The sequence below is a fragment of the Alteromonas sp. 4NH20-0056 genome (assembly GCF_057539655.1).
Window position 1 is genome coordinate 99,408 of sequence record NZ_BAAJLS010000011.1, and the last position, 20,933, is coordinate 120,340.

At 42.3% G+C, this 20,933-nt stretch carries 22 protein-coding genes; 14 read left to right on the plus strand and 8 right to left on the minus strand.

Annotated elements, in window-relative coordinates; all coding sequences use genetic code 11:
* Positions 1-2 precede the first annotated feature (2 nt).
* Both AC27EZ_RS16135 and AC27EZ_RS16140 read right to left on the minus strand, forming a co-directional pair.
* On the minus strand, positions 3-896 hold the full coding sequence (locus tag AC27EZ_RS16135) for an acyltransferase (RefSeq protein WP_487136308.1): 894 nt from the start codon (positions 894-896) through the stop codon (positions 3-5).
* Positions 893-1,807 (minus strand): acyltransferase, encoded by a 915-nt coding sequence (locus AC27EZ_RS16140; protein ID WP_487136309.1) that lies wholly within the window; start codon positions 1,805-1,807, stop codon positions 893-895. The genes AC27EZ_RS16135 and AC27EZ_RS16140 overlap by 4 nt, the downstream gene beginning before the upstream one ends.
* A 106-nt stretch (positions 1,808-1,913) precedes the next feature.
* On the opposite strand from AC27EZ_RS16140, the gene fghA reads away from it, so the two are divergent.
* A complete protein-coding gene (fghA, locus tag AC27EZ_RS16145; RefSeq protein ID WP_487136310.1) occupies positions 1,914-2,756 on the plus strand; it encodes an S-formylglutathione hydrolase in 843 nt (280 codons plus the stop codon).
* 60 nt (positions 2,757-2,816) lie between these two features.
* Here fghA and AC27EZ_RS16150 read toward each other — a convergent pair whose 3' ends face one another.
* Genes AC27EZ_RS16150 through AC27EZ_RS16160 form a run of 3 tightly spaced genes read right to left on the minus strand, consistent with a single transcriptional unit; the run spans position 2,817 to position 5,990 of the window.
* Positions 2,817-4,619, minus strand: a complete 1,803-nt coding sequence (locus AC27EZ_RS16150; RefSeq protein ID WP_487136311.1) for a hypothetical protein — start codon at positions 4,617-4,619, stop codon at positions 2,817-2,819.
* A 19-nt stretch (positions 4,620-4,638) separates the two neighbouring features.
* The gene (locus AC27EZ_RS16155; RefSeq protein ID WP_487136312.1) at positions 4,639-5,136 is read right to left on the minus strand and encodes a hypothetical protein; all 498 of its coding nucleotides are present in this window, start codon (positions 5,134-5,136) and stop codon (positions 4,639-4,641) included.
* A gap of 56 nt (positions 5,137-5,192) precedes the next feature.
* Positions 5,193-5,990 (minus strand): ankyrin repeat domain-containing protein, encoded by a 798-nt coding sequence (locus tag AC27EZ_RS16160; protein WP_487136313.1) that lies wholly within the window; start codon positions 5,988-5,990, stop codon positions 5,193-5,195.
* A gap of 264 nt (positions 5,991-6,254) precedes the next feature.
* Here AC27EZ_RS16160 and AC27EZ_RS16165 point away from each other — a divergent pair, with 264 nt between their 5' ends.
* The gene (locus AC27EZ_RS16165) at positions 6,255-6,506 is read left to right on the plus strand and encodes a hypothetical protein (protein WP_487136314.1); all 252 of its coding nucleotides are present in this window, start codon (positions 6,255-6,257) and stop codon (positions 6,504-6,506) included.
* A gap of 94 nt (positions 6,507-6,600) precedes the next feature.
* On the opposite strand, the gene AC27EZ_RS16170 is transcribed toward AC27EZ_RS16165, so the two are convergent.
* Positions 6,601-6,813, minus strand: a complete 213-nt coding sequence (locus AC27EZ_RS16170) for a hypothetical protein (protein WP_487136315.1) — start codon at positions 6,811-6,813, stop codon at positions 6,601-6,603.
* A 139-nt stretch (positions 6,814-6,952) separates the two neighbouring features.
* On the opposite strand from AC27EZ_RS16170, the gene dusA reads away from it, so the two are divergent.
* The 10 genes from dusA to AC27EZ_RS16220 all read left to right on the plus strand — a co-directional run bounded on the left by dusA (position 6,953) and on the right by AC27EZ_RS16220 (position 16,612).
* Positions 6,953-8,014: a tRNA dihydrouridine(20/20a) synthase DusA gene (gene dusA / locus AC27EZ_RS16175; protein ID WP_487136316.1), complete on the plus strand. Its 1,062-nt coding sequence runs from the start codon at positions 6,953-6,955 to the stop codon at positions 8,012-8,014.
* Between the two features lie 200 nt (positions 8,015-8,214).
* Positions 8,215-8,496 carry a hypothetical protein gene (locus tag AC27EZ_RS16180; protein WP_487136317.1) on the plus strand — a complete coding sequence of 94 codons (282 nt, stop codon included), beginning with the start codon at positions 8,215-8,217 and terminating at the stop codon, positions 8,494-8,496.
* A gap of 455 nt (positions 8,497-8,951) precedes the next feature.
* Positions 8,952-9,623: a phage shock protein PspA gene (gene pspA, locus AC27EZ_RS16185; protein WP_487136318.1), complete on the plus strand. Its 672-nt coding sequence runs from the start codon at positions 8,952-8,954 to the stop codon at positions 9,621-9,623.
* 76 nt (positions 9,624-9,699) lie between these two features.
* Entirely contained in the window at positions 9,700-9,900 is a 201-nt protein-coding gene (locus AC27EZ_RS16190; RefSeq protein ID WP_487136319.1) for a PspC domain-containing protein, read from the plus strand.
* Positions 9,900-10,238, plus strand: coding sequence for a hypothetical protein (locus AC27EZ_RS16195; protein WP_487136320.1), 339 nt, complete (start codon positions 9,900-9,902; stop codon positions 10,236-10,238). Before AC27EZ_RS16190 ends, AC27EZ_RS16195 begins: the two co-directional genes overlap by 1 nt.
* 160 nt (positions 10,239-10,398) lie before the next feature.
* Positions 10,399-11,391: a DUF2333 family protein gene (locus AC27EZ_RS16200; RefSeq protein WP_487136321.1), complete on the plus strand. Its 993-nt coding sequence runs from the start codon at positions 10,399-10,401 to the stop codon at positions 11,389-11,391.
* A gap of 3 nt (positions 11,392-11,394) precedes the next feature.
* Positions 11,395-12,150: a TIGR04219 family outer membrane beta-barrel protein gene (locus tag AC27EZ_RS16205; RefSeq protein ID WP_487136322.1), complete on the plus strand. Its 756-nt coding sequence runs from the start codon at positions 11,395-11,397 to the stop codon at positions 12,148-12,150.
* Between the two features lie 178 nt (positions 12,151-12,328).
* Positions 12,329-14,155, plus strand: a complete 1,827-nt coding sequence (locus AC27EZ_RS16210) for an assimilatory sulfite reductase (NADPH) flavoprotein subunit (protein WP_487136323.1) — start codon at positions 12,329-12,331, stop codon at positions 14,153-14,155.
* Complete coding sequence (cysI, locus tag AC27EZ_RS16215; protein WP_487136324.1) at positions 14,155-15,873, plus strand: assimilatory sulfite reductase (NADPH) hemoprotein subunit; 1,719 nt, start codon at positions 14,155-14,157, stop codon at positions 15,871-15,873. Before AC27EZ_RS16210 ends, cysI begins: the two co-directional genes overlap by 1 nt.
* Positions 15,866-16,612, plus strand: coding sequence for a phosphoadenylyl-sulfate reductase (locus AC27EZ_RS16220; protein ID WP_487136325.1), 747 nt, complete (start codon positions 15,866-15,868; stop codon positions 16,610-16,612). Before cysI ends, AC27EZ_RS16220 begins: the two co-directional genes overlap by 8 nt.
* 18 nt (positions 16,613-16,630) lie before the next feature.
* Here AC27EZ_RS16220 and AC27EZ_RS16225 read toward each other — a convergent pair whose 3' ends face one another.
* A complete protein-coding gene (locus tag AC27EZ_RS16225; protein WP_487136326.1) occupies positions 16,631-17,473 on the minus strand; it encodes a TIGR03899 family protein in 843 nt (280 codons plus the stop codon).
* Positions 17,474-17,675: 202 nt separating this feature from the next.
* On the opposite strand from AC27EZ_RS16225, the gene AC27EZ_RS16230 reads away from it, so the two are divergent.
* Complete coding sequence (locus tag AC27EZ_RS16230; RefSeq protein WP_487136327.1) at positions 17,676-19,907, plus strand: bifunctional diguanylate cyclase/phosphodiesterase; 2,232 nt, start codon at positions 17,676-17,678, stop codon at positions 19,905-19,907.
* A 5-nt stretch (positions 19,908-19,912) separates the two neighbouring features.
* Here the strand turns inward: AC27EZ_RS16230 and AC27EZ_RS16235 are convergent, their stop codons facing one another.
* Positions 19,913-20,485 carry a uracil-DNA glycosylase family protein gene (locus AC27EZ_RS16235; RefSeq protein WP_487136328.1) on the minus strand — a complete coding sequence of 191 codons (573 nt, stop codon included), beginning with the start codon at positions 20,483-20,485 and terminating at the stop codon, positions 19,913-19,915.
* Between the two features lie 125 nt (positions 20,486-20,610).
* On the opposite strand from AC27EZ_RS16235, the gene AC27EZ_RS16240 reads away from it, so the two are divergent.
* On the plus strand, positions 20,611-20,916 hold the full coding sequence (locus tag AC27EZ_RS16240) for a pyridine nucleotide transhydrogenase (protein WP_487136329.1): 306 nt from the start codon (positions 20,611-20,613) through the stop codon (positions 20,914-20,916).
* Positions 20,917-20,933 lie beyond the last annotated feature (17 nt).

Sequence of the window (20,933 nt, forward strand, 5' to 3'; positions counted from 1 at the left end):
CTTTATGACTCCAGTAGCTTTTTAATACGAGCATCTTTGTCTTTCCACAGGCCGTTTAGCCAATTTTGGAAATACACACGAAACTCATCATCGCTTCGTTGAGTATCTTGTTGAAGTTCAGGTATTGGCGTAACGCTCACGTCTATGATGATTTTTGTCATCTTCCCGCTTAGCATTTCCATCATAGGGTGTTTCTTGTTCTCGGGGTACAACAAAGAGATATCCAGCACATTAGTAAACAAGTCACCCATAGCGGCCAATGTAAATGATACACCTCCTGCTTTCGGCGGCAGTAAATTGGTATACGGGCTTTGCTTAGCGATGTGTTTCTCTTGTGTAAAGCGTGTACCCTCCACAAAGTTGATTACAGTAGTAGGTACGGTTTTAAATTTCTCACAATACTTTTTGGTGGTTTCTAAGTCTTTACCCTTTTTGTGAGGATATTTTTCGACGTATTTTTTAGTGAAACGGTGCATGAAAGGCATGTCTAACGCCCAGGCGCCTAGGCCAACAAACGGTAACCATATAAGTTCTTTCTTTAAAAAGAATTTAGGGGCGGGAATACGGTATGTGGCAAATTCGATTAGCAACACAATGTCTAAATAACTTAAGTGATTTGCAATGATTAAGTACCAGCGGTCTTTTGCAAGTTCCCCGTGAACGGCACATTCAATATCCACATTATTAAATAAACGAATAAGTATTACGCTGATACGCCCAAAGCTGAACATAAGGGCATGCATCACAGTATTCCACCATGTCCTTACTCTGCCGTTCGGAATAACAAGCTTTACTAATCCAAACAGAATAATTAATCCTCCCCAAAGCGCGAGGTTGGCGATTTGAAGTGAGGTATGAATAACAAAAATAAAAGGCGCGAGTACTGCACGAGTCATAGTGATTTCTTTGTTGCGTTAAATGAGGTTAATAATTCATCTTTTTGATGCCAACGTTCGTTTAGCCAGCGCTGAAAACGAGCACGAACTTCAGGGTCATCAAAATAGGCGTCGCTGTAATAGCCGTTGTCTATAATGTCTTTGATGGGTGTTACGTCAATATGCACGCGGATGTCTCTTACCTTGCCACTAACAAAGTCCCAAAATGTAGGAATGCCATGAGGGTAGTGGATAGTCACATCGATAAGTTTATGCAGCTGTGTGCCCATTGCTGACAGCACAAATGCTACACCGCCTGCTTTCGGTTTTAATAAATGAGAAAATGGAGCACTTTGCCTGCTGTGCTTAGCGCCAGTGTAACGCGTACCCTCTACAAAATTCATAATGCTTACCGGTTTAAAACGAAAACGCTCGCACGCTTTACGCGTGGTTTCCATATCTTTACCTTTAAGGTGAGGATGTTTAGCAAGAAAAGACTTTGAATAGCGTCGCATAAACGGAAAATCGAGTGCCCACCACGCCAAGCCTAAAATAGGCACATAAATAAGCTCTTTCTTGAGGAAAAATTTTAAGAATGGAATTTGTCGATTGAAAACCCGTTGCAATACAAGAATATCTACCCACGATTGATGATTGGCAATCACCAAATACCAATCTTCACGAGTTAATTTTTCTAACCCAGTAACATGCCACTGTGTGCCACCACTAATACGCTGGTTCATATTATTTACGGTAATCCATGCCGTTGCGCATGCATCTAGTAGATATGAGATAAAACGGCGCCAAAGCGCTAGGGGGATCAGTTTAAAAACAGACAGCACGATAATAGGCGTTGCCCATAGTACGGTATTAACAAAATAAAAAATAACCGATATTGTGCCAATCAAATGATGGAACAGCCGTTTAATCATTGTACTTACCTCAAAAATTAGGCGCTTAGTGTAAACGAACTTGATCTAAAATCCGATAGGTCGTTTACTGATTCACATTGAAACAGCAATTTTAGTAGGAGCAACAATGGAACTTGTTAGCGAAAACAGAATCTTCGGCGGTAGACATTTACGATATACACACCAGTCTGAAGCGACAAAGTGTGCCATGACGTTTGCGGTGTTTCTTCCTCCCTTTGCGTCAAAAGAAAAGCCGGTTCCCGTTCTATATTGGCTGTCAGGGCTTACCTGTAACGACCAAAACTTCATGCAAAAAGCAGGGGCAATGAAACTCGCCGCGGAATTGGGCCTGGCAATTGTTGCGCCTGATACAAGCCCGAGAGGGGAAGGCGTGCCCGATGACAAAGACGGCGCCTACGATTTTGGTGTTGGGGCGGGGTTTTATGTGAATGCAACTCAAGCACCTTGGAATGAGCACTATCACATGTATGACTATATCACTGACGAATTACCTCGCGTGGTAGAGGCCAACTTACCGGTTACCCGCGAGCGTGCTATCAGTGGCCATTCAATGGGCGGTCATGGAGCGTTAGTAATAGGGTTACGTAATCCCAATCACTATGTGTCGGTATCAGCATTTAGCCCTATAAGTAATCCAATAGATTGCCCTTGGGGACAAAAAGCGTTAGGGCAGTACTTAGGTGATGATACCTCGCAGTGGGAGAACTACGATGCATCGGTATTAATGGCAAACAAAACCCATGCGATTCCCCTGCTAGTTGAACAAGGTACTAGCGATGAGTTTTTGCAAGAACAACTAAAGCCTCAGGCGTTAGTTCATGCGGCTCAAAAATCTGGAACGCAGCTTACGCTCAATATGCACGAAGGGTACGATCACAGTTACTTCTTTATTGCATCATTTATTGAAGAGCACATTGCGTTTCATGCCGGGCACTTAGGCTTAATTTAATAACGTTAATGACAGGAGCGCTGCCTGCTGAAAGATAGGCAACAGAGCAGCGTTTCACGGTTACAGGCAGAGTTCTTTACCTATCTCTTCTTTATCCCAACTATCAAATTTATTTCCCATATGTCCCCAACTGCCGTGATACCATGTACCATCTTTGTGATAAATCACGTGGTCACTTCCCCCCGAGCACTCAATAAGATAAGACGGAACACCACTTATTCTTCCGTTATTGCGTATTTTCTCTACCTCCCTCGCCGGTCCGTGAGAAGTTTTCGATGTATTAGAGTCGCTTGATGTAGAGTTTGACGGCGAGTGAGGAGGGGAAGAGTCCGAGTAATCGCTGTAAGCATTAGCGCTTCTTTTAGGTCTCGTTGGATAGATGAGTTCATCGTAAGTAAATACTGAGTGGACCCATTTAGTGTGCGATTTTATCTCACTAAGTTCATGAGGGGCTCTTACCGTTTGAACAAAGCGCTCAATGAGTGAAATGTCGGCTTGTGGTAATTCGCATTGATAAACATCGTAGTGGTTGATAGCCTCCGATGCGCCACGCAATGCTTGGAAAAACGTAGCGCTATCTCGACTTGACGTAGCATAATTAAACGCACATTTACCATCAAAGCGCTTGTTAAATCGGTGTCCATCTACAGATAGATAAATGTTAAGTGTCTTATTTGTGGAATATGCTTTAACACTATATTGCAAGTTTTTAACTACATAGCGAAAAATAGTTCTTTCGGTAAAGCTAGCGAGATCGAGTGTTAAATCGAGTTCAGTAAGATTAAGTGCTTTTTTATAATATGCTAATATTGGGCAATTCATATTGCATTTAGCCAGCACACTATCAAAAAAGGCTGGTAGGTCAGATTCATAAGATACTGCATAATCAAAATAGTGTGCTGCCACCTCATGATAAGGGAAATGCTTAATAACATAGTTATATTCAATAGAAGCAAAAAAGTCCCTAGCGTTGCTGCCAAAACCTGGCGTTTTTAGAAGTTTTCGATAGTTTTTCATCTCGTTACATTGGTCGCATGGGGCCAGTACCTCTTCGACAAAACGAGGGATCTCTTTTACGTTTGTAACAAGCATTGCTTGATAGCTAGATGTAAGGAACGCATCGATCCAGCCAGCCTCGATACTAGGTTTGAATATATATTTATACTCAACTGAGGTAAGCGGACTGTCAGCAAGAACTTTTTGACCATACCCAGGTAGATTGTGAAATTCTGAATAATATCGTTTACGATCACACAAGCGGCATTGTGCCAAAACATTGTCAAAGAAAGTCGGTAATTTATTAATATGATCAACAATATCGTCGTAGTATGTTCTCGTGATTAGTTTTCCATATTTTTCATTTGGTTCATTGTCTTTTTGCGTTGCAGCTTTGACGAGTATACGTTTGTCTCTTTTATGCCTAGGTGTTGCGATATAATGGAAAAAATTCGAACTTTTGATGTTAAAACTATAGACCATATCGCGCAATCGTTTTGGTATACGTTCAATTAAGCCATACTTATACGATTTTTTGTGAATAGCATGTAGGCTTCTGCGTTCTCGCTCATCAAGCCGCTCATCTTCTAAAATTTCTTTGTTTTTTAATACGTACTCAATAAGATAATTCGATAATTCAATCTTCTTATCGTGATCGAGATCAGTAATAATTTCATTGAAGTAGACATCGCGGTCATTCCCCACTATTAAATCAACACAAGCGGTTAATTGGCGTTGTTGTACACATAAATTATGTGGTGCGCTCTCACCTATTAACTCTAGTTTTGATTTGACTTCGTCTAGACTTAATTTTGCACTGATCCCCTTTACTGGCAGTGTTAACAAAATGCAAGTTAATGCAGTCAATAAGGCTCGGCTAAGCATCCTAATCTTGCTCTATCTGGTTAATCCGGTATCGCTGAAACGTTCGGCGCGTCCAGTTACAATGAATGACTTCATTCACTAAGGTTTCGTCTAAATTGCATTGTGTTTGATGAGCTACATAGAGGTTATCCTCTTCATGATATAGCCGTGTGCAAGGTAACCAGCTAAATTCAGTTCTTGAAGTGGTGTTAACTGCAATACAAATTACTGGTTTTCCAAAACGCTCATTATCAGAAGGCGACCATTTTTTATATGGTGAAGGAGAGTCATAGTTGTATGTTGCCTGCTTTATAAACCAAAGCCCATTGGTTATATTTCCGTTGTCTAATTCATGATAGAGCAAGGTACCATCTTCTAAGAAATAAAAGTCCTCGGCGTTCGATGTTAAGCGTTGGTTAACGATTAACGACTCAAGTGTGGCTCGATTTTGTATAAGCGTTTTGGCGAACGCAAAAGGTGAAAGAAAAATAACTATTATCAGCACATAGGAAGGTTTCACTTATCTACTCTCTAAGTATAAAAATTAGAGCTCGCGTAAGCGAGCCCACTTTTTTGCTATCCGTTTCGTTGCTCTCTTAATTGATTAAAGTCGTACTCACAATAACGACCAAACTTTAGCCAATCAGATGACGCTGGTTTAAAATCAGTGTTTTTTAGTGCGAATGAGCAATAGACTTCTGCCAAGACGCGCAAACTTGGTTGGCTGTTGGGGTTGTCGAAGTTTTCCAATTGAGCCAGACGTAATTTGTCTATATTAAGGTTGTCACCAGCACGCTCAGCGTAATATTTAACGACTGATATATTGTTGCCACCCACTGCCCAACTCAATAAATCGCTGCCGTCAGCATCTTTTGCAAAAAACACATTGTCCGTAGTATCGGCAAAAAAAGTTGCATTAATGCCACTATAGGCAGCTCTCATGTATGGCGTGATAGCATTATAGTCAGCTTTACTTGCCAATGATGTGTGGCCAATCTGCAAATATCTAAACGTTGCAGGTTGTGCTCCCTGTGCGGCTGCATGAAAAGCGGTCTCGCCGTCTTTATTTTTTAGTGAAAGATCAGCGCCATGTTCAAGCAGAGTCTCTATTGTATCCGAGCGCCCTTTAAAGGCTGCCATCATTAAAGGCGTATTACCTATTGCGTTACGGCTATTTACGATGTCGTTTCCTTTCTCTGCCAATAACGCCTTAATGCCATCGTTGTTTCCTTTTGCTGCTAGCGTGTGAATATCGCTACCTGGTTTTAGACTTTTCAAACTTGCTGTAGCGCTGTCTAAAAGAGCGTCAGTGGTTTTACATCCCAGCCCCAAAAATAAAATAGGGAGGAAGATGAAGAATTTTGAGTTATTCATAGTTTACCTTTCTTCTGAAGTTGCATAATCGAGCAAAACGCCTTTACAGACTTAATTATTAAACCACTGAACCAAGCAGCGTTCCTTCCTTAAAACGCGCAAAAAGTTTTTATTTTCTTTTGGAAAAATTGAGATGTTTTTCTTCTTTTTAATAGCGTGATGAAGTCGGCAGGATGAAGCTTTTACATGAATCGATATTCAAGCGAGAGAATGATATTGCCCGGTCTCTTTTCGCTCAACCAAAGGGTTAAAAGGAAAATAAAAATGAAGTTAAATGTAACTATTGTGGCTGTTGTATTTGCAATAATGACGACGAGTGTATCTGCAGGAGTGTCAAATATTAGGAGTAATGGCAGTATTAGTGGCGTGCCATCTTACCTAGTAGAATGCACTTCAGGCAGTGACTATGTCATCTACAAAAAGAATGGTACGTGGTACCGTGGAGGAAGTGGTCACATGGGAAACCGTTACGACTCTTGGTCTGCGAGCGAAGTAGCCAATTATTTATGTAGTTAGACGTCCTTTTAATAAATACAGAGAGATACTTTATTTCTCTGTGTTTATTACGCGTACAACAGCCCTTCATTACTTTGAAGGGGACATTTACAAATTAATCTTCAGCGTTTTTCTTTCCTAGCCTAAGCTGATTTCCTTCAATGAGTTTCTTATGTGCTATTTCTTTCGCCCATTTGTTAGCAGCTGACTTAGTATTGAATGTTTTACTTTTAGAAAACGTAATAATGCCACTTTGCTTCTGTCTAACCCTTGCAGTATAGGAAACTCCATTTTTTCTCGTCCCCTTAGTTATGCTAATATTAGCCATCTTATTTGACCCATTAAAGAGGGTGCGCCAAAGCGGAAAATTATTCCCCTATTTGGGCACCGCGTTCCCTGAATGGGGGCTGAAAACCGTGAAAAGTCTAATGCTTTTGGCATTAGTGATTATTTGAGGAATGCTGTAAGTGCCTGATATTAAAGTTTTAAATGAGAATTCTGTTAAGCCACCTATCGACAGGCGTTTCTCGGTGGCACCTATGCTGGATTGGACCGACCGTCATTGTCGTTATTTCTTACGTTTACTTTCAAAACATACGCTGCTGTACACAGAAATGGTAACAACGGGCGCAATCATCTTCGGCAAGGGGGATTACCTTGGTTACAACGATGAAGAGCATCCCGTTGCGGTTCAGTTAGGGGGAAGCAACCCTGACGATATGGCAAAGTGTGCCGCGTTATCACAGGCACGAGGTTACGACGAGGTAAATATCAATGTGGGTTGCCCTTCTGATCGCGTAAAAAATGGAAGCTTTGGCGCGTGTTTAATGGCGCAGCCTCAAATGGTTGCTGACTGTGTTAAAGCCATGCAGGCCGAGGTCGACATACCGGTTACAGTGAAATGCCGTATTGGTATCGACGATATGGACGAGTACGAAGATTTCGCGCGCTTTATTGATATTGTTGCCAATGCTGGCTGCGATACTTTTATTGTTCACGCGAGAAAAGCATGGCTTCAGGGGTTGAGCCCGAAAGAAAATCGCGAGATCCCGCCGCTTAACTACCCACGTGTGCATGCGTTGAAAGAAGCGCACCCAGAACTGTCTATTAGTATTAACGGCGGTGTAAAAACGATAGAAGATACGCTAACACAGCTTAATCATGTGGATGGCGTCATGATGGGAAGAGAGGTGTATGCCAACCCGTATATCTTGACGGGTGTCGATAAACAGGTGTTTGGTGACGAAAGCGCTCCTGTATTATCTCGCCGTGATGTAGTTGTTGCTATGCAACGTTATATAGAAAGGCAGGACGATCCTTATTTTAAACCCTGGCACGTGGCTAGGCATATTCTTGGTTTATATCAAGGGCAGGCTGGTGGCCGGGTATGGCGACGTTATTTAAGTCAGCACGGTACAGGCAAATCGCCTGATCCTAACCTTTTAATGAATGGTCTTGATGCTGTCGAAAGTGCTCAAAAAGAAGTGGCTAAATTTAATGATCAAAAGCGTACGCATGAAAGTGGTTAAAAAAACCAACTCGATGGCGAGTTAGACTAAAGGTTAGTTTTCATCCAATTTCCACTTTGATGATGAGGAAATGGTTGCCCACATTGAATCTTTAATTTTCAATAGGTTAACGGTTTTTTTCTCTATTGGCATAGCTTTCGCAATATCTTATTCATGCAATGGCAGCGGGCTGTTGCAGTGACTAAGCATCGAGAAAAACTATGAAAACTTCACTACTAGCAGCAACTATTTTATCAGCATCTTTATTTAGCGGCGCAGCAAGCGCTCAAGAATCAGTATTAGAGTCGTTACTAACACGTATGGTATCAACCGCCATTACCGTAACGTCGAATGAGGTAAAGGCAAATGTTTACGAGTCAGTCGTAAATACGGCCTATCACTTCGACCTTGAAGGTGAGAGCGCAACGGGTAGTGTAAGTGTCACGGATATTGTTTCTGCAGACCCCAAGGGTGCGGAACAACAAGATAAGGACGCAGAGTAGTCACTGCAATATACAGCTTGCGTCTATGCTAGACCACCTACAAGATAAAACAATTAGGCACCGTGCGGTGCCTTTTTTATTTCTGACAATCGAGCATTTGTGAGTCCACAACCCACTCAGTTTTTCTATCTCCGTTATTTGTTCATACATCACATTATCTCCGCTTATCTATAAAGTCTGTTTTGATTCCATAATGTAATTACTGAATGTCTCACTGGCATTATTTTGCGATGGTCAATTTGATTAAATAAGGTGGTTAAAATAACCACTTAGTGAAATCAATCGTCTAAAAAATGGGGAGGGAATAATGCGATTAAATATAAAATTGTTTAAATTCAGGTGTTTGTAAATTTGGCACGTGAGTTGTAATAGTAAAGGAGAAATTAAATATGCTGCCAAGCAATATCAACAACGTCGCATGGTAGTACTGAATTTACGAGTTAAGGAGAAAGACCATGGGTATGTTTTCACGCATCAACGATATCGTTCAAGCAAACTTAAACGCGATGTTAGATAAAGCGGAAGATCCAGAAAAAATCATTCGTTTAATCATCCAAGAGATGGAAGAGACGCTGGTAGAGGTACGTACCGATGCGGCTCGTTATATTGCACAACAAAAAACAATCGCACGTAAAACTACAAGCGTTCAGAAAGAAGTCGACGGTTGGCAGCATAAAGCTCAGCTTGCTATGAACAATGATAAAGAGTCACTCGCTAAGGCAGCGCTTGTCGAAAAGCAAAAATACGTCGCGCAGTTAGCGTCATTGGAAGAGCAAGCTACTCATTTAGAAGAGAGTATCAATAAGATTCAAGTTGACACTGCTCGTCTAAATACCAAATTGCAGGAAGCAAAAGCAAAACAGAAGGCGTTAGTGACCAGAAAGGCATCAGCCCATACGCGTCTTAAAGTGAAGGCTGCGGAACATAGCAACAAAATTGATGATGCCATGATGCGTTTTGAGCAATATGAGCAAAAAATCGATAGCTTAGAAGCACAAGCAGATGCGTACGACTTAACGGCAACGTCAGACTCAGCAAACTCGCTTCAAGCAGAGTTCGACGCAATGGAAGCCGACGAATCAATCGAAAAAGAACTTGAGACGCTTAGAAAGCAGAAAGTGGCCTAAGCACTCCCGCGCACGCTACACAGTGTGCGCTCACAACACGTTATTACACTGTATGTTAATGCAAAAGGAAATCATTATGAAAATGTCATCACAAAAAAGAATTTACAGAGATTTGGATTCGGCGGTCGTGTCGGGTGTATGTGCAGGGCTTGCTAAATACTTTGATGTCGATGCTGTATGGGTGCGCGTTGCAGCTGTCGCGGGATTGTTTTTTGCACCTGTTGTCGTGCTTGCAGCGTATGTTGCCGCAGTAGTATTACTGCCAAGGCTTTCATAATGAAAAACTTTTTAATAGCGTTAGTACTTGCCATTATTTTGGTGAATTGTTTAGGAAACGTGGTAGATGATTTCTTTGGTATCAATATTGTGATGTCAGATGAACTACTTAGTCCATGGGAGAATGTTGCTGTGTTATCTATTATTGGTGTGGTGTTGGCAGTGGTTGGATTTGTGGTTGCGGTAAGCGTAATCGGTACCTTATTCATTGGTGTTGGCGTTGCATTGCTCGCCCTGTTTGTTGCCGGTATAGGTGCGCTATGGCCAATAATTGTAGTGGGCATTGTGGTGTATGCTTTCTCGCGCAAAAAGCAACGAAACAACATGGTTTACCAATAAAACGCACATGATTTCTAAATATAAATTGTATTTAATCGCCTGTAGTTAATGATATATTCACGATTGATGTTCAGGTTTGATTATTTTAAATAGTAACAGCGTACTTATATAAAGCCGGCTCAGTCCGGCTTTATGTCATTTATGAGGAAGGGAGCGCAGAATGAAACAGTTTATGAACGCTAAAGGGATAAGCATTGCCGCCGCAATTTTATTTTTGGTTTTTTGGTTAATTGGTTGGTATTGGAGTTTAGACCCAGATACGTTTGATGTAAGAGCACAAGTAAAAGCGCAAACTACTATCGAAAACCCAACGTCTGTCGCTGGGCTTACGCTCACCTCTTCAATGATAGAAGTGTCTGAAACGTTGCTCAATAAACCGGGAGGCTATCTATCAAATGACGTTATACCGCCAAGCCTATTGCTAGACAATATGCCAGCCTGGGAATTTGGTGTTGTTGAGATGATTCGTGACTTGGCGTTATCTATGCGAAAAGATTTCAGCCGTTCTCAATCTCAATCGCTTGAAAATACCTACCTAACGAAAGCACATCCTAAATTCAATATGGATCACAGAAGTTGGATGTTTCCATCGTCTGAATCAAGCTACAGCGACGGTATTGCTTTGCTTAAGCAATATAGAGATGAGTTGGCCAATGCCGAACGTTCAGACAGTCAATTTTATACGCGTGCTGACAACTTACGTGAATGGCTTAAGCAGGTTGAAAAACGTTTAGGAAGTTACTCGCAGCGACTGAGCGCCAGTGTGGGCTCTGCGAGATTGAACACCGATTTAGCGGGTGATAATAACGCTAGACGTTCTTCTCCTGTCGCTCAGCAGCGCGTGGTAAAAACAAGCTGGTGGAAACTGGACGACAATTTTTATGAAGCTCGCGGTGCTACATGGGCGTTGCTACACTTTTTAAAAGCGGTAGAAATTGAGTTTGCTGATGTATTGGAAGATAAAAACGCGACAGTAAGCTTACAACAAATTATTCGAGAGTTAGAGGCGACTCAACAGTCTGTCTATAGCCCAATGATATTGAATGGAAGTGGCTTTGGTATGCTTGCTAATCACTCGTTAGTCATGGCGAACTATATTTCTCGCGCAAATGCCGCTTTAATTGAACTTTCAGAACTTCTTAATCAAGGATAACGCATGAAAAAGGGTTTAATCGCAGTTGGTTTGGGCTGTGCTTTGATGTCTATGTCTGCGCAGTCAGACACTATCGCGGGTATTTATGCTGGCGCTCAAGCATGGCAAACCGATACAACGGGAGGTTTTGCCGATAGTTCGAATACCGCAAACTTCAATTTTGCTGATGAAACAAATACATCGTTCTATGTGGCAGTAGAGCATCCGCTGCCGTTCATTCCCAATATTAAAGTGGCTCGTACAACGTTAGATAATAGTGGGACAACGGCGCTTGATACAAGTTTTACGTTCGATGGCGAACTGTATACCGCCAACAGTACCGTTGATACTACGATAGATTTAACGGCTACCGATTTCATTTTGTATTATGAGTTATTTGATAACGACCTGGTTAGTTTTGACTTGGGGATAAATGCGAAATATATCGATGGTTCACTTTCTGTTGTGGATGCTGCCAGTAATACGCAAGGAACCGGTGAGTTTTCAGGTGTTGTGCCAATGGCGTACTCACGTTTACAGTTAGGCCTTCCGTTTACGGGGTTGGCGGCTTACGCAGAAGGTAGTTATTTGTCGTTTGATGATCATGAGTTAAGTGATTATCAAGTAGCCGTTGCCTATTCGTTTATTGAAAGTCTAGCGGTAGATATGACTTTGCAAGTGGGTTACAGAAAAGTAACGGTAGATATTGAGGACTTAGACGACATCTACGCCAACATGGAATTTGATGGTGTTTTTGCAGGCCTAGAAGTCCATTTTTAAATGGCGTAGCGCCGCATATCGAGTAAAAAAATAAAACACGCACTGGCCTCTCCAGTGCGTGTTTTTTATATCAAGTACCCTTTTAATTACTTTCAGTAATAAAAAAGCTTCATTTAATCTTTTCGCTTCTTAAAGAAAGCCGTTAGCCTTGTCACCATTGAATAAAGGCTAAAGAATTATGTCACAAGAATCGAATTCAAATTCAGCACTTGGTGCTGTGCTCAATGAGCAGCAATATAATGCAATTACGCAGGCAATCGCAGGCCTAAATCGCGACCAGCTTACGTGGGTGAGTGGTTTTACCGCAGGGCTTGCCGCTTCCCAGGGCGCAGGTATTGCACCAGTGGCGCAAGCTCAAGGTGTAGCAGCGCCTGCTGCGAATGCCCCAACGCTTACTATCTTGTATGGTTCGCAAACGGGTAACGCGAAAGGGTTAGCTCAGGAGTGTCAGGCCAAAGTTGAAGAGGCAGGGTACAGCAGTAAGTTAGTCAGCATGGCAGACTATAAGCCGCGCCAAGTGAAAAATGAAACACACATAGCGCTGTTTGTTAGTACGCATGGTGAAGGCGATGCGCCTGACGATGCAATTGAATTACACGAATTCTTGGGTGGTAAAAAAGCGCCTAAGTTACCTAATACTAAATATGCTGTAGTGGGCTTAGGCGACAGTAGCTATGAATTTTTCTGTCAAACGGGTAAAGATTTTGATGAGCGACTCAATAAACTTGGCGCAACGCCAGTTATTGAGCGTTTAGACTGTGATGTTGACTATGAAGCAGAGGCACAAGCGTGGGTAGCCCGCCTAATTGAATCTTTAAAAGACGATTTTAACGCGACGGCGAGTGCCGTAGCGGTTCAAACGGGTTCAGCAGTGCAAGGTTCGCCAACGCAGGCTTACACCAAAAAAGCCCCGTTTGTTGCTAGCCTAATTGATTCACAAAAAATCACGGGTCGTGATTCTGTGAAAGATATTCGGCACATTGAAATAAGCCTTGAATCGTCAGGTATTACTTATAAACCTGGTGACGCTCTGGGCGTTTGGTTTAAAAATTCATCTTCGTTGGTAAATGCATTCCTATCTGAACTTGCTCTAGAAGGCAGTGCAGAGGTTACTGTTGGCGATACAACGGTATCACTTGAAGAAGCATTAACAAGCAAATTAGAGCTTACGCTTAGTTACCCCAACTTTATAAAAGCCTACCAAGCGGCTACGTCGTCTGAATCGCTAGCAGCATTGATGGAAGACAAGGCGCAGTTAAGAACTTATATGGCGGAGCGCCAGTTGATAGATATTGTTCGCGATCATCCGGGTAAGCTATCAGCCCAGCAGTTAGTTGACGCGTGCAGACCATTAACGCCGCGCCTTTATTCAATTGCGTCTAGTCAGGCAGAAGTTGAAGAGGAAGTACACCTTACTGTTGCTCATATCGATTACGATGCATTTGGTCACCGCCATCAAGGTGGCGCGTCAGGTTTCTTATGCGAGTACTTACAAGAAAACGGCGAAGTAGAAGTCTTCGTTGAGAACAATGATAATTTCCGTCTGCCAGATGATCCTAATACACCTGTAATTATGGTGGGGCCTGGAACAGGTATTGCTCCGTTCCGAGCTTTCATGCAAGAGCGAGATGCGCAAGACGCTGAAGGGAAAAACTGGTTGTTCTTTGGTAACCCCAATTTTACACAGGATTTCTTGTACCAAGTTGAATGGCAAGGCTATGTGAAGGACGGTTTGCTCGACAAAATTACATTGGCATTTTCTCGCGACCAAGAAGAAAAGGTTTATGTACAGCACCGCCTCTTAGAAAACGGTAAAGAAGTGTATGCATGGCTAGAGCAAGGCGCGCACTTCTATGTGTGCGGCGATGCCACTTACATGGCAAAAGATGTTGAAAATGCATTAATCAGTATAGTGCAAGAACATGGTCAAAAGTCTGAAGCAGACGCTAAGGCTTACATTGTAGCATTACGCAAAGCGAAGCGTTATCAGAAGGATGTTTATTAATGAGTAATGAAAAATCTCCCTTTACAGTAGAAGGTAAACTTGCTGATAACGAACGCTTGAAGCGCGAGAGTAATAATCTTCGTGGCACTATTGAAGCCGATTTAAAAGATGACTTAACCGGTGGCTTTACCGCCGATAACTTCCAGTTAATTCGTTTTCACGGCATGTATCAGCAAGATGACCGCGATATACGCGCCGAGCGAGCAAAGCAAAAGCTAGAGCCGTTACACAACGTAATGCTTCGCGCGCGTCTGCCGGGTGGGGTTATTACGCCTGACCAATGGCTAGCAATAGACAAATTTGCAGACGATCACACGTCTTATGGCAGTATTCGACTCACAACCCGTCAAACCTTCCAGTTCCACGGTGTTCTGAAGCCTAAAATAAAATCAATGCACCAAATGCTAAATAAGGTGGGTATTGATTCTATTGCCACGGCTGGCGATGTGAACAGAAACGTACTGTGTACGTCCAACCCGGTTGAATCAGAGTTGCATGTTGAAGCGTTCGAGTGGGCGAAAAAAATCAGCGAGCACTTGTTACCTAAAACACGAGCATATGCAGAAATTTGGTTAGACGGTGAAAGGGTGGAAACCACCGAGAAGCCGGTTGAGCCTATTCTTGGTGACAACTACCTACCACGTAAATTTAAAACGACAGTTGTTATCCCACCGCAAAACGATGTTGATGTACACGCAAACGACCTTAACTTTGTCGCTATTGCACAAGATGGAAAGTTGATAGGGTTTAACGTGTTGGTTGGCGGTGGTCTTGCTATGACGCACGGCGATAAAAGTACGTACCCTCGTAAAGCAAGCGACTTTGGCTTTATCTCTCTTGAAAGTACGTTAGATGTTGCTGCAGCGGTTGTGTCTACGCAGCGTGATTGGGGAAATCGTGTTAACAGAAAAAATGCGAAAACCAAATATACGCTAGAGCGTGTTGGCGTTGATAACTTTAAAGCGGAAGTAGAGAAGCGAGCGGGTATTACCTTTGCTGAAAGCAAACCTTACGAGTTCACTGAACGTGGCGACCGATTCGGATGGGTTGAAGGTATCGACGGTAAGTATCATCTAACGCTATTTATCGAAAACGGTCGTATTCTGGATTATCCAGGAAAGACCTTAAAAACAGGATGTGCCGAGATTGCAAAAGTGCACAAGGGTGATTTCCGTTTAACAGCTAACCAAAACTTAATTGTTGCTGGTGTGCCGCCAGAAGATAAAGAAAACATCGAAGCATTAGCTCGAGAACATGGCCTAATTGCGCCTCAGATTTCAAATCAGCGCCTCGACTCCATGGCGTGTGTGGCACTACCAACATGTCCACTAGCAATGGCTGAGGCTGAACGTTATTTGCCTGATGCAGTCACTGAAATTGAAGGTTTATTGGATAAGCATGGGTTAGCCGATGACAGCGTCATTTTCCGAGTGACAGGTTGTCCAAATGGCTGTGGCCGTTCAATGCTCTCGGAAGTCGGTTTAGTAGGTAAAGGACCAGGTAAGTACAACCTACATATCGGCGGTAACCGTGAAGGTACTCGTATTCCTAAGATGTACTTAGAGAATATCAGCGAAGAAGAAATCATGACCGAGCTTGATACGTTAATTGGCAGATGGTCGAAAGAGCGTGAACAAAATGAAGCATTTGGTGATTTTGTTATACGCGCAAATATTGTTAAGCCAGTAATTGATTCGGCTCGAGACTTTTATGAGTAATCCAACGATTCCCAATCGTCAGCCTCTTTCATTAGATATCAGCAAAGAAGCCCTTGCTGATATCAATGAAGAGCTAGAAGGTATGTCGGCGCTCGAAAGGGTAACATGGGCATTAGAAAACTTGCCCACTACCCATATCGTGTCATCCAGCTTCGGCGCACAATCTGCGGTGATGTTGCATATGCTTACTCAAGCAAAAGCGGATATACCGGTTGTACTTACTGATACTGGTTATCTCTTTCCTGAAACCTATACGTTTATTGACGGGCTGGTGGAAAGGTTAGCGCTAAACCTTCACGTATACACCGCACCGTTGTCGTCTGCATGGCAGGAAGCCCGCTTTGGTAGACTGTGGGAAAAAGGTGTTGATGGTATTGAGCAGTACAACAAGATGAATAAAGTCGAGCCTATGCAACGTGCCTTAAAAGCACTTGATGTAGGCACCTGGTTTGCTGGATTACGACGCAGCCAATCTGATACTCGGGGTAAATTACCAGTACTTCAAAAAGTAGGTGGGCAGTTTAAGCTCTATCCCATCATTGATTGGAGTAACAAGGATTTACACTACTATCTGAAAGAACATGATTTGCCATACCACCCTCTTTGGGAACAAGGCTATGTTTCTATAGGGGATTGGCACACTACCCAGTCACTCCAAGAAGGTATGAGCGAACAAGATACACGATTCTTTGGATTAAAACGTGAATGTGGCCTACATGAATTTGGCGATGGTATTTAACCTTGCGTTGTCATCTTGCTAACTAACAACAAATGCTTCACCTAATACTTGGTGAAGCATTGTTAGGTAATGTGCATTGTCGCTTCGCCCTACCAATTTTGCCAGTTCACTTCCTGCTGCCGTAAATTTATAATAAATCAATGCCACACCCGTAGTCCTACTAGCAAGTGAAAAATGCTCGCTTCCACATCGCCATTTCGTTTGTTGTCCCTCGACATATTCTCCGCTTTCTATTTCACTGGCGTAAATAAGCTTCATATCTTGCAAAGCGAGTAAATCAGGAAACGATAGCCCGAAGTGTGAAAGGCTTAGCTGTTCTGGTGAACGACGTTTGAATAACGAGAACAATCCTTTTCGTCGGTGAAAGCCCACTAAGATACGCGGTACGCTATCTCGATGGCTTCTACTGGCAATACTAACCGCACGAGAAAATATTTTTGCATCGCGATGGGTGATAGATTTTAAAATTTGAAGGCTTCTAAGTGAAAAGCTTCCAGGCTTACTGACTTCAACGGCAAATATTTTACCCCATAGTTCCTGCATTGCGGGGCTATGGATCTCTTCTGCCATAGAACTAAAAGCAAAAAACCAATCTGGATCGATGGTCTCTTTTTCCGATTCGGATATTGCAACATTTAATGCTATATTTAGTATTGATTGTAAATTGCTTGCTTTTTGTGCTTCTAAGATCTGCTTTCTGCGTGCCAAAACCTGTTGTTGACGTTTTGGATCGGGAGATGACATAGAAGGCGATATGCCAACACGAGAAAACCAAGAAAGTATTTTTTGTTGTAAATGTACGGTTGATGGCGCTTTCTGAGTAGCAGTGTTTGTGGTTTCATCACTTTCTTTTTTTTGCACCTGATTTTCATTTTTTGGTTTTGAAACAGTGTTTGTCGAAATATCAGATGTAATCTTCATATAGACTTAATATAAATAGATTGCTAAAAAGGATAAAAGAATGACCCACTATTGCATCATGGCAGGTTTTTATCAATGTTGACTGATGGGTTTTAGTGCCTCTCAATAATGAAGGTAACAGGCAGTGAGGATTTAAGAAGTTATGTCGGCAACGGATTATGAGAACGACGAACTCATCTTTTTAGAAGACGATGGCGTTGTAGAAGTAGATACTACATTTCAAAAGCAGTGGAATGTACTGATCGTTGATGATGACGAGGAGATTCACACTGTTACACGCCTTGCACTATCAGACCTTACTGTTTCAGATAGAACCCTAAACTTTCTTCATGCTTATTCCGCTAAAGATGCGAAAGCCATTCTATGCGAAATGAAACAAGACATCGCAATCATCCTACTTGATGTTGTCATGGAAACCGATGACGCCGGTTTCGAGGTAGTGAAGTACATTCGCGAAGAGTTACAGCTTCCTGAGCCTCGCATCATTCTTAGAACCGGCCAGCCCGGTTATGCGCCAGAAGAAGAAGTGATCAAGCTTTACGACATCAATGACTACAAAACCAAAACTGAATTAACACGTGCAAAATTAATGACGACGATGATTGCATCGCTTCGCTCTTACCAACAAATTATGACAATAAGTCAAAATAGGAAAGGGTTAGAAAAAATTATTGCGTCGTCTGCCAACCTCTTTGAAGAGCACTCTGTGAAAGGGTTTTGCGAAGGTGTGGTAACGCAAATAAGCTCACTAATTGGGCTAGATGCTGAGGGGCTATTGTGTGCTAAAGCAGGTGCAGTACTTGATAGAGACGACGATGGTATTTATGTTCTCGGGGCTGCAGGTGAGTACGCAGAGCTAATTAATGAGCCAATCGAAAAGATACAGAATATCGATATCGTTGATCATGTTAGCCGTTGCCTACGATTTAAAAAGCATGTATTTGAACCTGACTGCACGGTGCTTTATATCAACCATGCTGGCTTTGAAGCCGCAGTTTATATTCACATGGCCAAGCAAATCGGCGATGTAGATAAGAATTTACTCGAAGTTTTTTTATCCAGTATTTCGGTAGGTTATGAGAACGTAAATTTGTTCCATGAACTCAGGAATGCGGCGTTTAGAGACTGGTTGACGCGTTTGCCAAACCGAAATGAATTTATCAACATGTTGGATAAACCGCATATTTTTTCATGTGAAAATTGTTCGGTTGCGCTTATCGATGTTAATCACTTTTCAGATATCAATGATGGTTTAGGGCAAGAGGTTGGTAACGATCTTTTGCGTGCTATTGGTCAACGTTTCTTAGATGGTTTCGATGACAACGTTAAAAAAGGCCGTATTGGCGCCGACGTGTTTGGATTAATCGGCCCATCGGATGTTGTAAACCCCGAAAGTATTGATGCTATTTTTCAGTCTTCATTTAAAGTCAGTGAACACACACTGCCTGTCAGTGTCACGATGGGCTTATGTCGGTTGGATAACAAACGCAATATTGGTATTGAGCTATTAAAGCGTACCAATATTGCCTTGAATCGTGCAAAGAAAAACCTAATTGGTAACTTTGAGTATTACGCGAAAGATATCGAAGACCAGACGACATGGCGTCTTGAAATGATTCGTCGCCTACGTAGTGACTTCATTGAACGGAAACTTGAGCTTTGGTTTCAGCCTCAGGTGGATTTGCTTAGTGAAAAAGTCGTTGGCATGGAAGGGTTACTACGGTGGCCTGACGGCAATGGTGGCTATACATCGCCCGCTATTTTTGTACCACTAGCGGAATATTCTGGCTTGATTGTCGATATCGGGCAGTGGGTATTAGAAGAGTCTTGTCGTCGATTACAAGAATTGAAGGCCTCGGGTTATGGCTCGCTGCGCGTAGCGATAAATATCTCAATCCCTCAGTTTCGAGATAAGCTTTTTGTTAGCAAGGTTAAAGAGGCGCTTGAGGCGTCGCAGTGCGAACCCAGTTTATTAGAATTAGAAATTACCGAAAGTGTGGTAATGGACGAGCCGCAAATAGTGATAGATGCGTTGCGCGCATTAAAAGAATACGGTGTTGCTATTGCCATCGATGACTTTGGTACTGGCTTTTCATCAATGAGTTACTTACAGCAGTTACCCTTAGACCGATTGAAAGTCGATAGATCGTTCGTAAAGGATATCGAGCCAGGTAAAAGTGCTGTGTTGGCCGAAACGATAGTAACGCTAGGCAATAAATTAGGTCTACTTACCATTGCTGAGGGTGTTGAAAAGCGAGAACAAGCCAGCTATATGATTAAGTTAGGCTGCGATGAGGCACAAGGCTATCTATTCGCTAAACCTATGCCGTTTGACGAACTTATGACCTTTTTGTCACATAGCGATATAAAGTAAAACAGTTAGCTTTTAATAATGCGCTTAATTCTTTCCTTTATCTCGGGTAAGTAGCGCGTTTCAAACCATGGATGTTTTGCCATCCAACGGTTGTTTCTTCCCGAAGGGTGGGGCAATACAATATGGTTATCAGTAGGTGAACAGGCGTTAATCGCATCCGTTAACGTATTAAATTGAGGTAAATGGTATTGCTGCGCATACCTACCAACAATAATACGCATGTTAGGTTTAATGGTGTTGATGATTAACTGATGCCACTTGGGCGCACACTCCTTACGTGGCGGGGCATCAGCATTGTTTTTATAGCCGGGAAAACAAAACCCCATTGGCATGATAGAAACACACTGAGGGTTGTAGAATATCGATTCTTCTAGCCCCAGCCACATTCTAAGCCGTTCACCACTTTTGTCATAAAAAGGCTTGTTATATCGGTGAGCTTCTAACCCCGGTGCTTGACCGATAATAAGCAAAGATGGCGCCATCCCAATGTTTATAACGGGTTGAGGTGGGTAGGGCAGGGCACTTTCACATAACGTACACCGCTTAATACTCTCGTTTAAAGTATTTAATTTATCCATAAAAACCCCTCAAATATGACAGTTTGTCATATTACTGTCATAAAACTATGATCGAGATTGACTGTTTAATGTATATACAGTATAGTTACTCATACAGTGACGCACTGGAATACAGGAGACAAAACATGCGTAAAGTAGTACTAGGTTTAGCATTATCACTTTCATTTGGTATTGCGCATGCGGAATCTGGTGAAAACCAACTTTTCGATTGTATGGATGCAAAAACGTTCGAAATGAATAACCAATGTATGGCTGATAGCATCAGCAACAACATTCGTTTCCGTGATGCACAAACAAAGCTGGTCGACGTTGCAAGCGAGAATCGTGGAGATTATGCGATTGCTACAATGACATTCGATCAAGAAAAGATGCATATTGAGATCGTAGCGCACAAAGAAGCGCTAAACGCACTGGCTGCGAACCGAAATTAATACAAATGAAAAAACCG

Coding starts and splice junctions, on each gene's coding strand:
- cysI (WP_487136324.1), top strand. CDS start 14,155: ATGAGTAATGAAAAATCTCCCTTTACAGTAGAAGGTAAACTTGCTGAT.
- AC27EZ_RS16190 (WP_487136319.1), top strand. CDS start 9,700: ATGAAAATGTCATCACAAAAAAGAATTTACAGAGATTTGGATTCGGCG.
- AC27EZ_RS16140 (WP_487136309.1), bottom strand. CDS start 1,807: ATGATTAAACGGCTGTTCCATCATTTGATTGGCACAATATCGGTTATT.
- AC27EZ_RS16180 (WP_487136317.1), top strand. CDS start 8,215: ATGAAAACTTCACTACTAGCAGCAACTATTTTATCAGCATCTTTATTT.
- AC27EZ_RS16160 (WP_487136313.1), bottom strand. CDS start 5,990: ATGAATAACTCAAAATTCTTCATCTTCCTCCCTATTTTATTTTTGGGG.
- AC27EZ_RS16235 (WP_487136328.1), bottom strand. CDS start 20,485: ATGGATAAATTAAATACTTTAAACGAGAGTATTAAGCGGTGTACGTTA.
- AC27EZ_RS16195 (WP_487136320.1), top strand. CDS start 9,900: ATGAAAAACTTTTTAATAGCGTTAGTACTTGCCATTATTTTGGTGAAT.
- AC27EZ_RS16200 (WP_487136321.1), top strand. CDS start 10,399: ATGAAACAGTTTATGAACGCTAAAGGGATAAGCATTGCCGCCGCAATT.
- AC27EZ_RS16205 (WP_487136322.1), top strand. CDS start 11,395: ATGAAAAAGGGTTTAATCGCAGTTGGTTTGGGCTGTGCTTTGATGTCT.
- AC27EZ_RS16220 (WP_487136325.1), top strand. CDS start 15,866: ATGAGTAATCCAACGATTCCCAATCGTCAGCCTCTTTCATTAGATATC.
- AC27EZ_RS16240 (WP_487136329.1), top strand. CDS start 20,611: ATGCGTAAAGTAGTACTAGGTTTAGCATTATCACTTTCATTTGGTATT.
- AC27EZ_RS16135 (WP_487136308.1), bottom strand. CDS start 896: ATGACTCGTGCAGTACTCGCGCCTTTTATTTTTGTTATTCATACCTCA.
- fghA (WP_487136310.1), top strand. CDS start 1,914: ATGGAACTTGTTAGCGAAAACAGAATCTTCGGCGGTAGACATTTACGA.
- AC27EZ_RS16210 (WP_487136323.1), top strand. CDS start 12,329: ATGTCACAAGAATCGAATTCAAATTCAGCACTTGGTGCTGTGCTCAAT.
- AC27EZ_RS16230 (WP_487136327.1), top strand. CDS start 17,676: ATGTCGGCAACGGATTATGAGAACGACGAACTCATCTTTTTAGAAGAC.
- AC27EZ_RS16165 (WP_487136314.1), top strand. CDS start 6,255: ATGAAGTTAAATGTAACTATTGTGGCTGTTGTATTTGCAATAATGACG.
- pspA (WP_487136318.1), top strand. CDS start 8,952: ATGGGTATGTTTTCACGCATCAACGATATCGTTCAAGCAAACTTAAAC.
- AC27EZ_RS16170 (WP_487136315.1), bottom strand. CDS start 6,813: ATGGCTAATATTAGCATAACTAAGGGGACGAGAAAAAATGGAGTTTCC.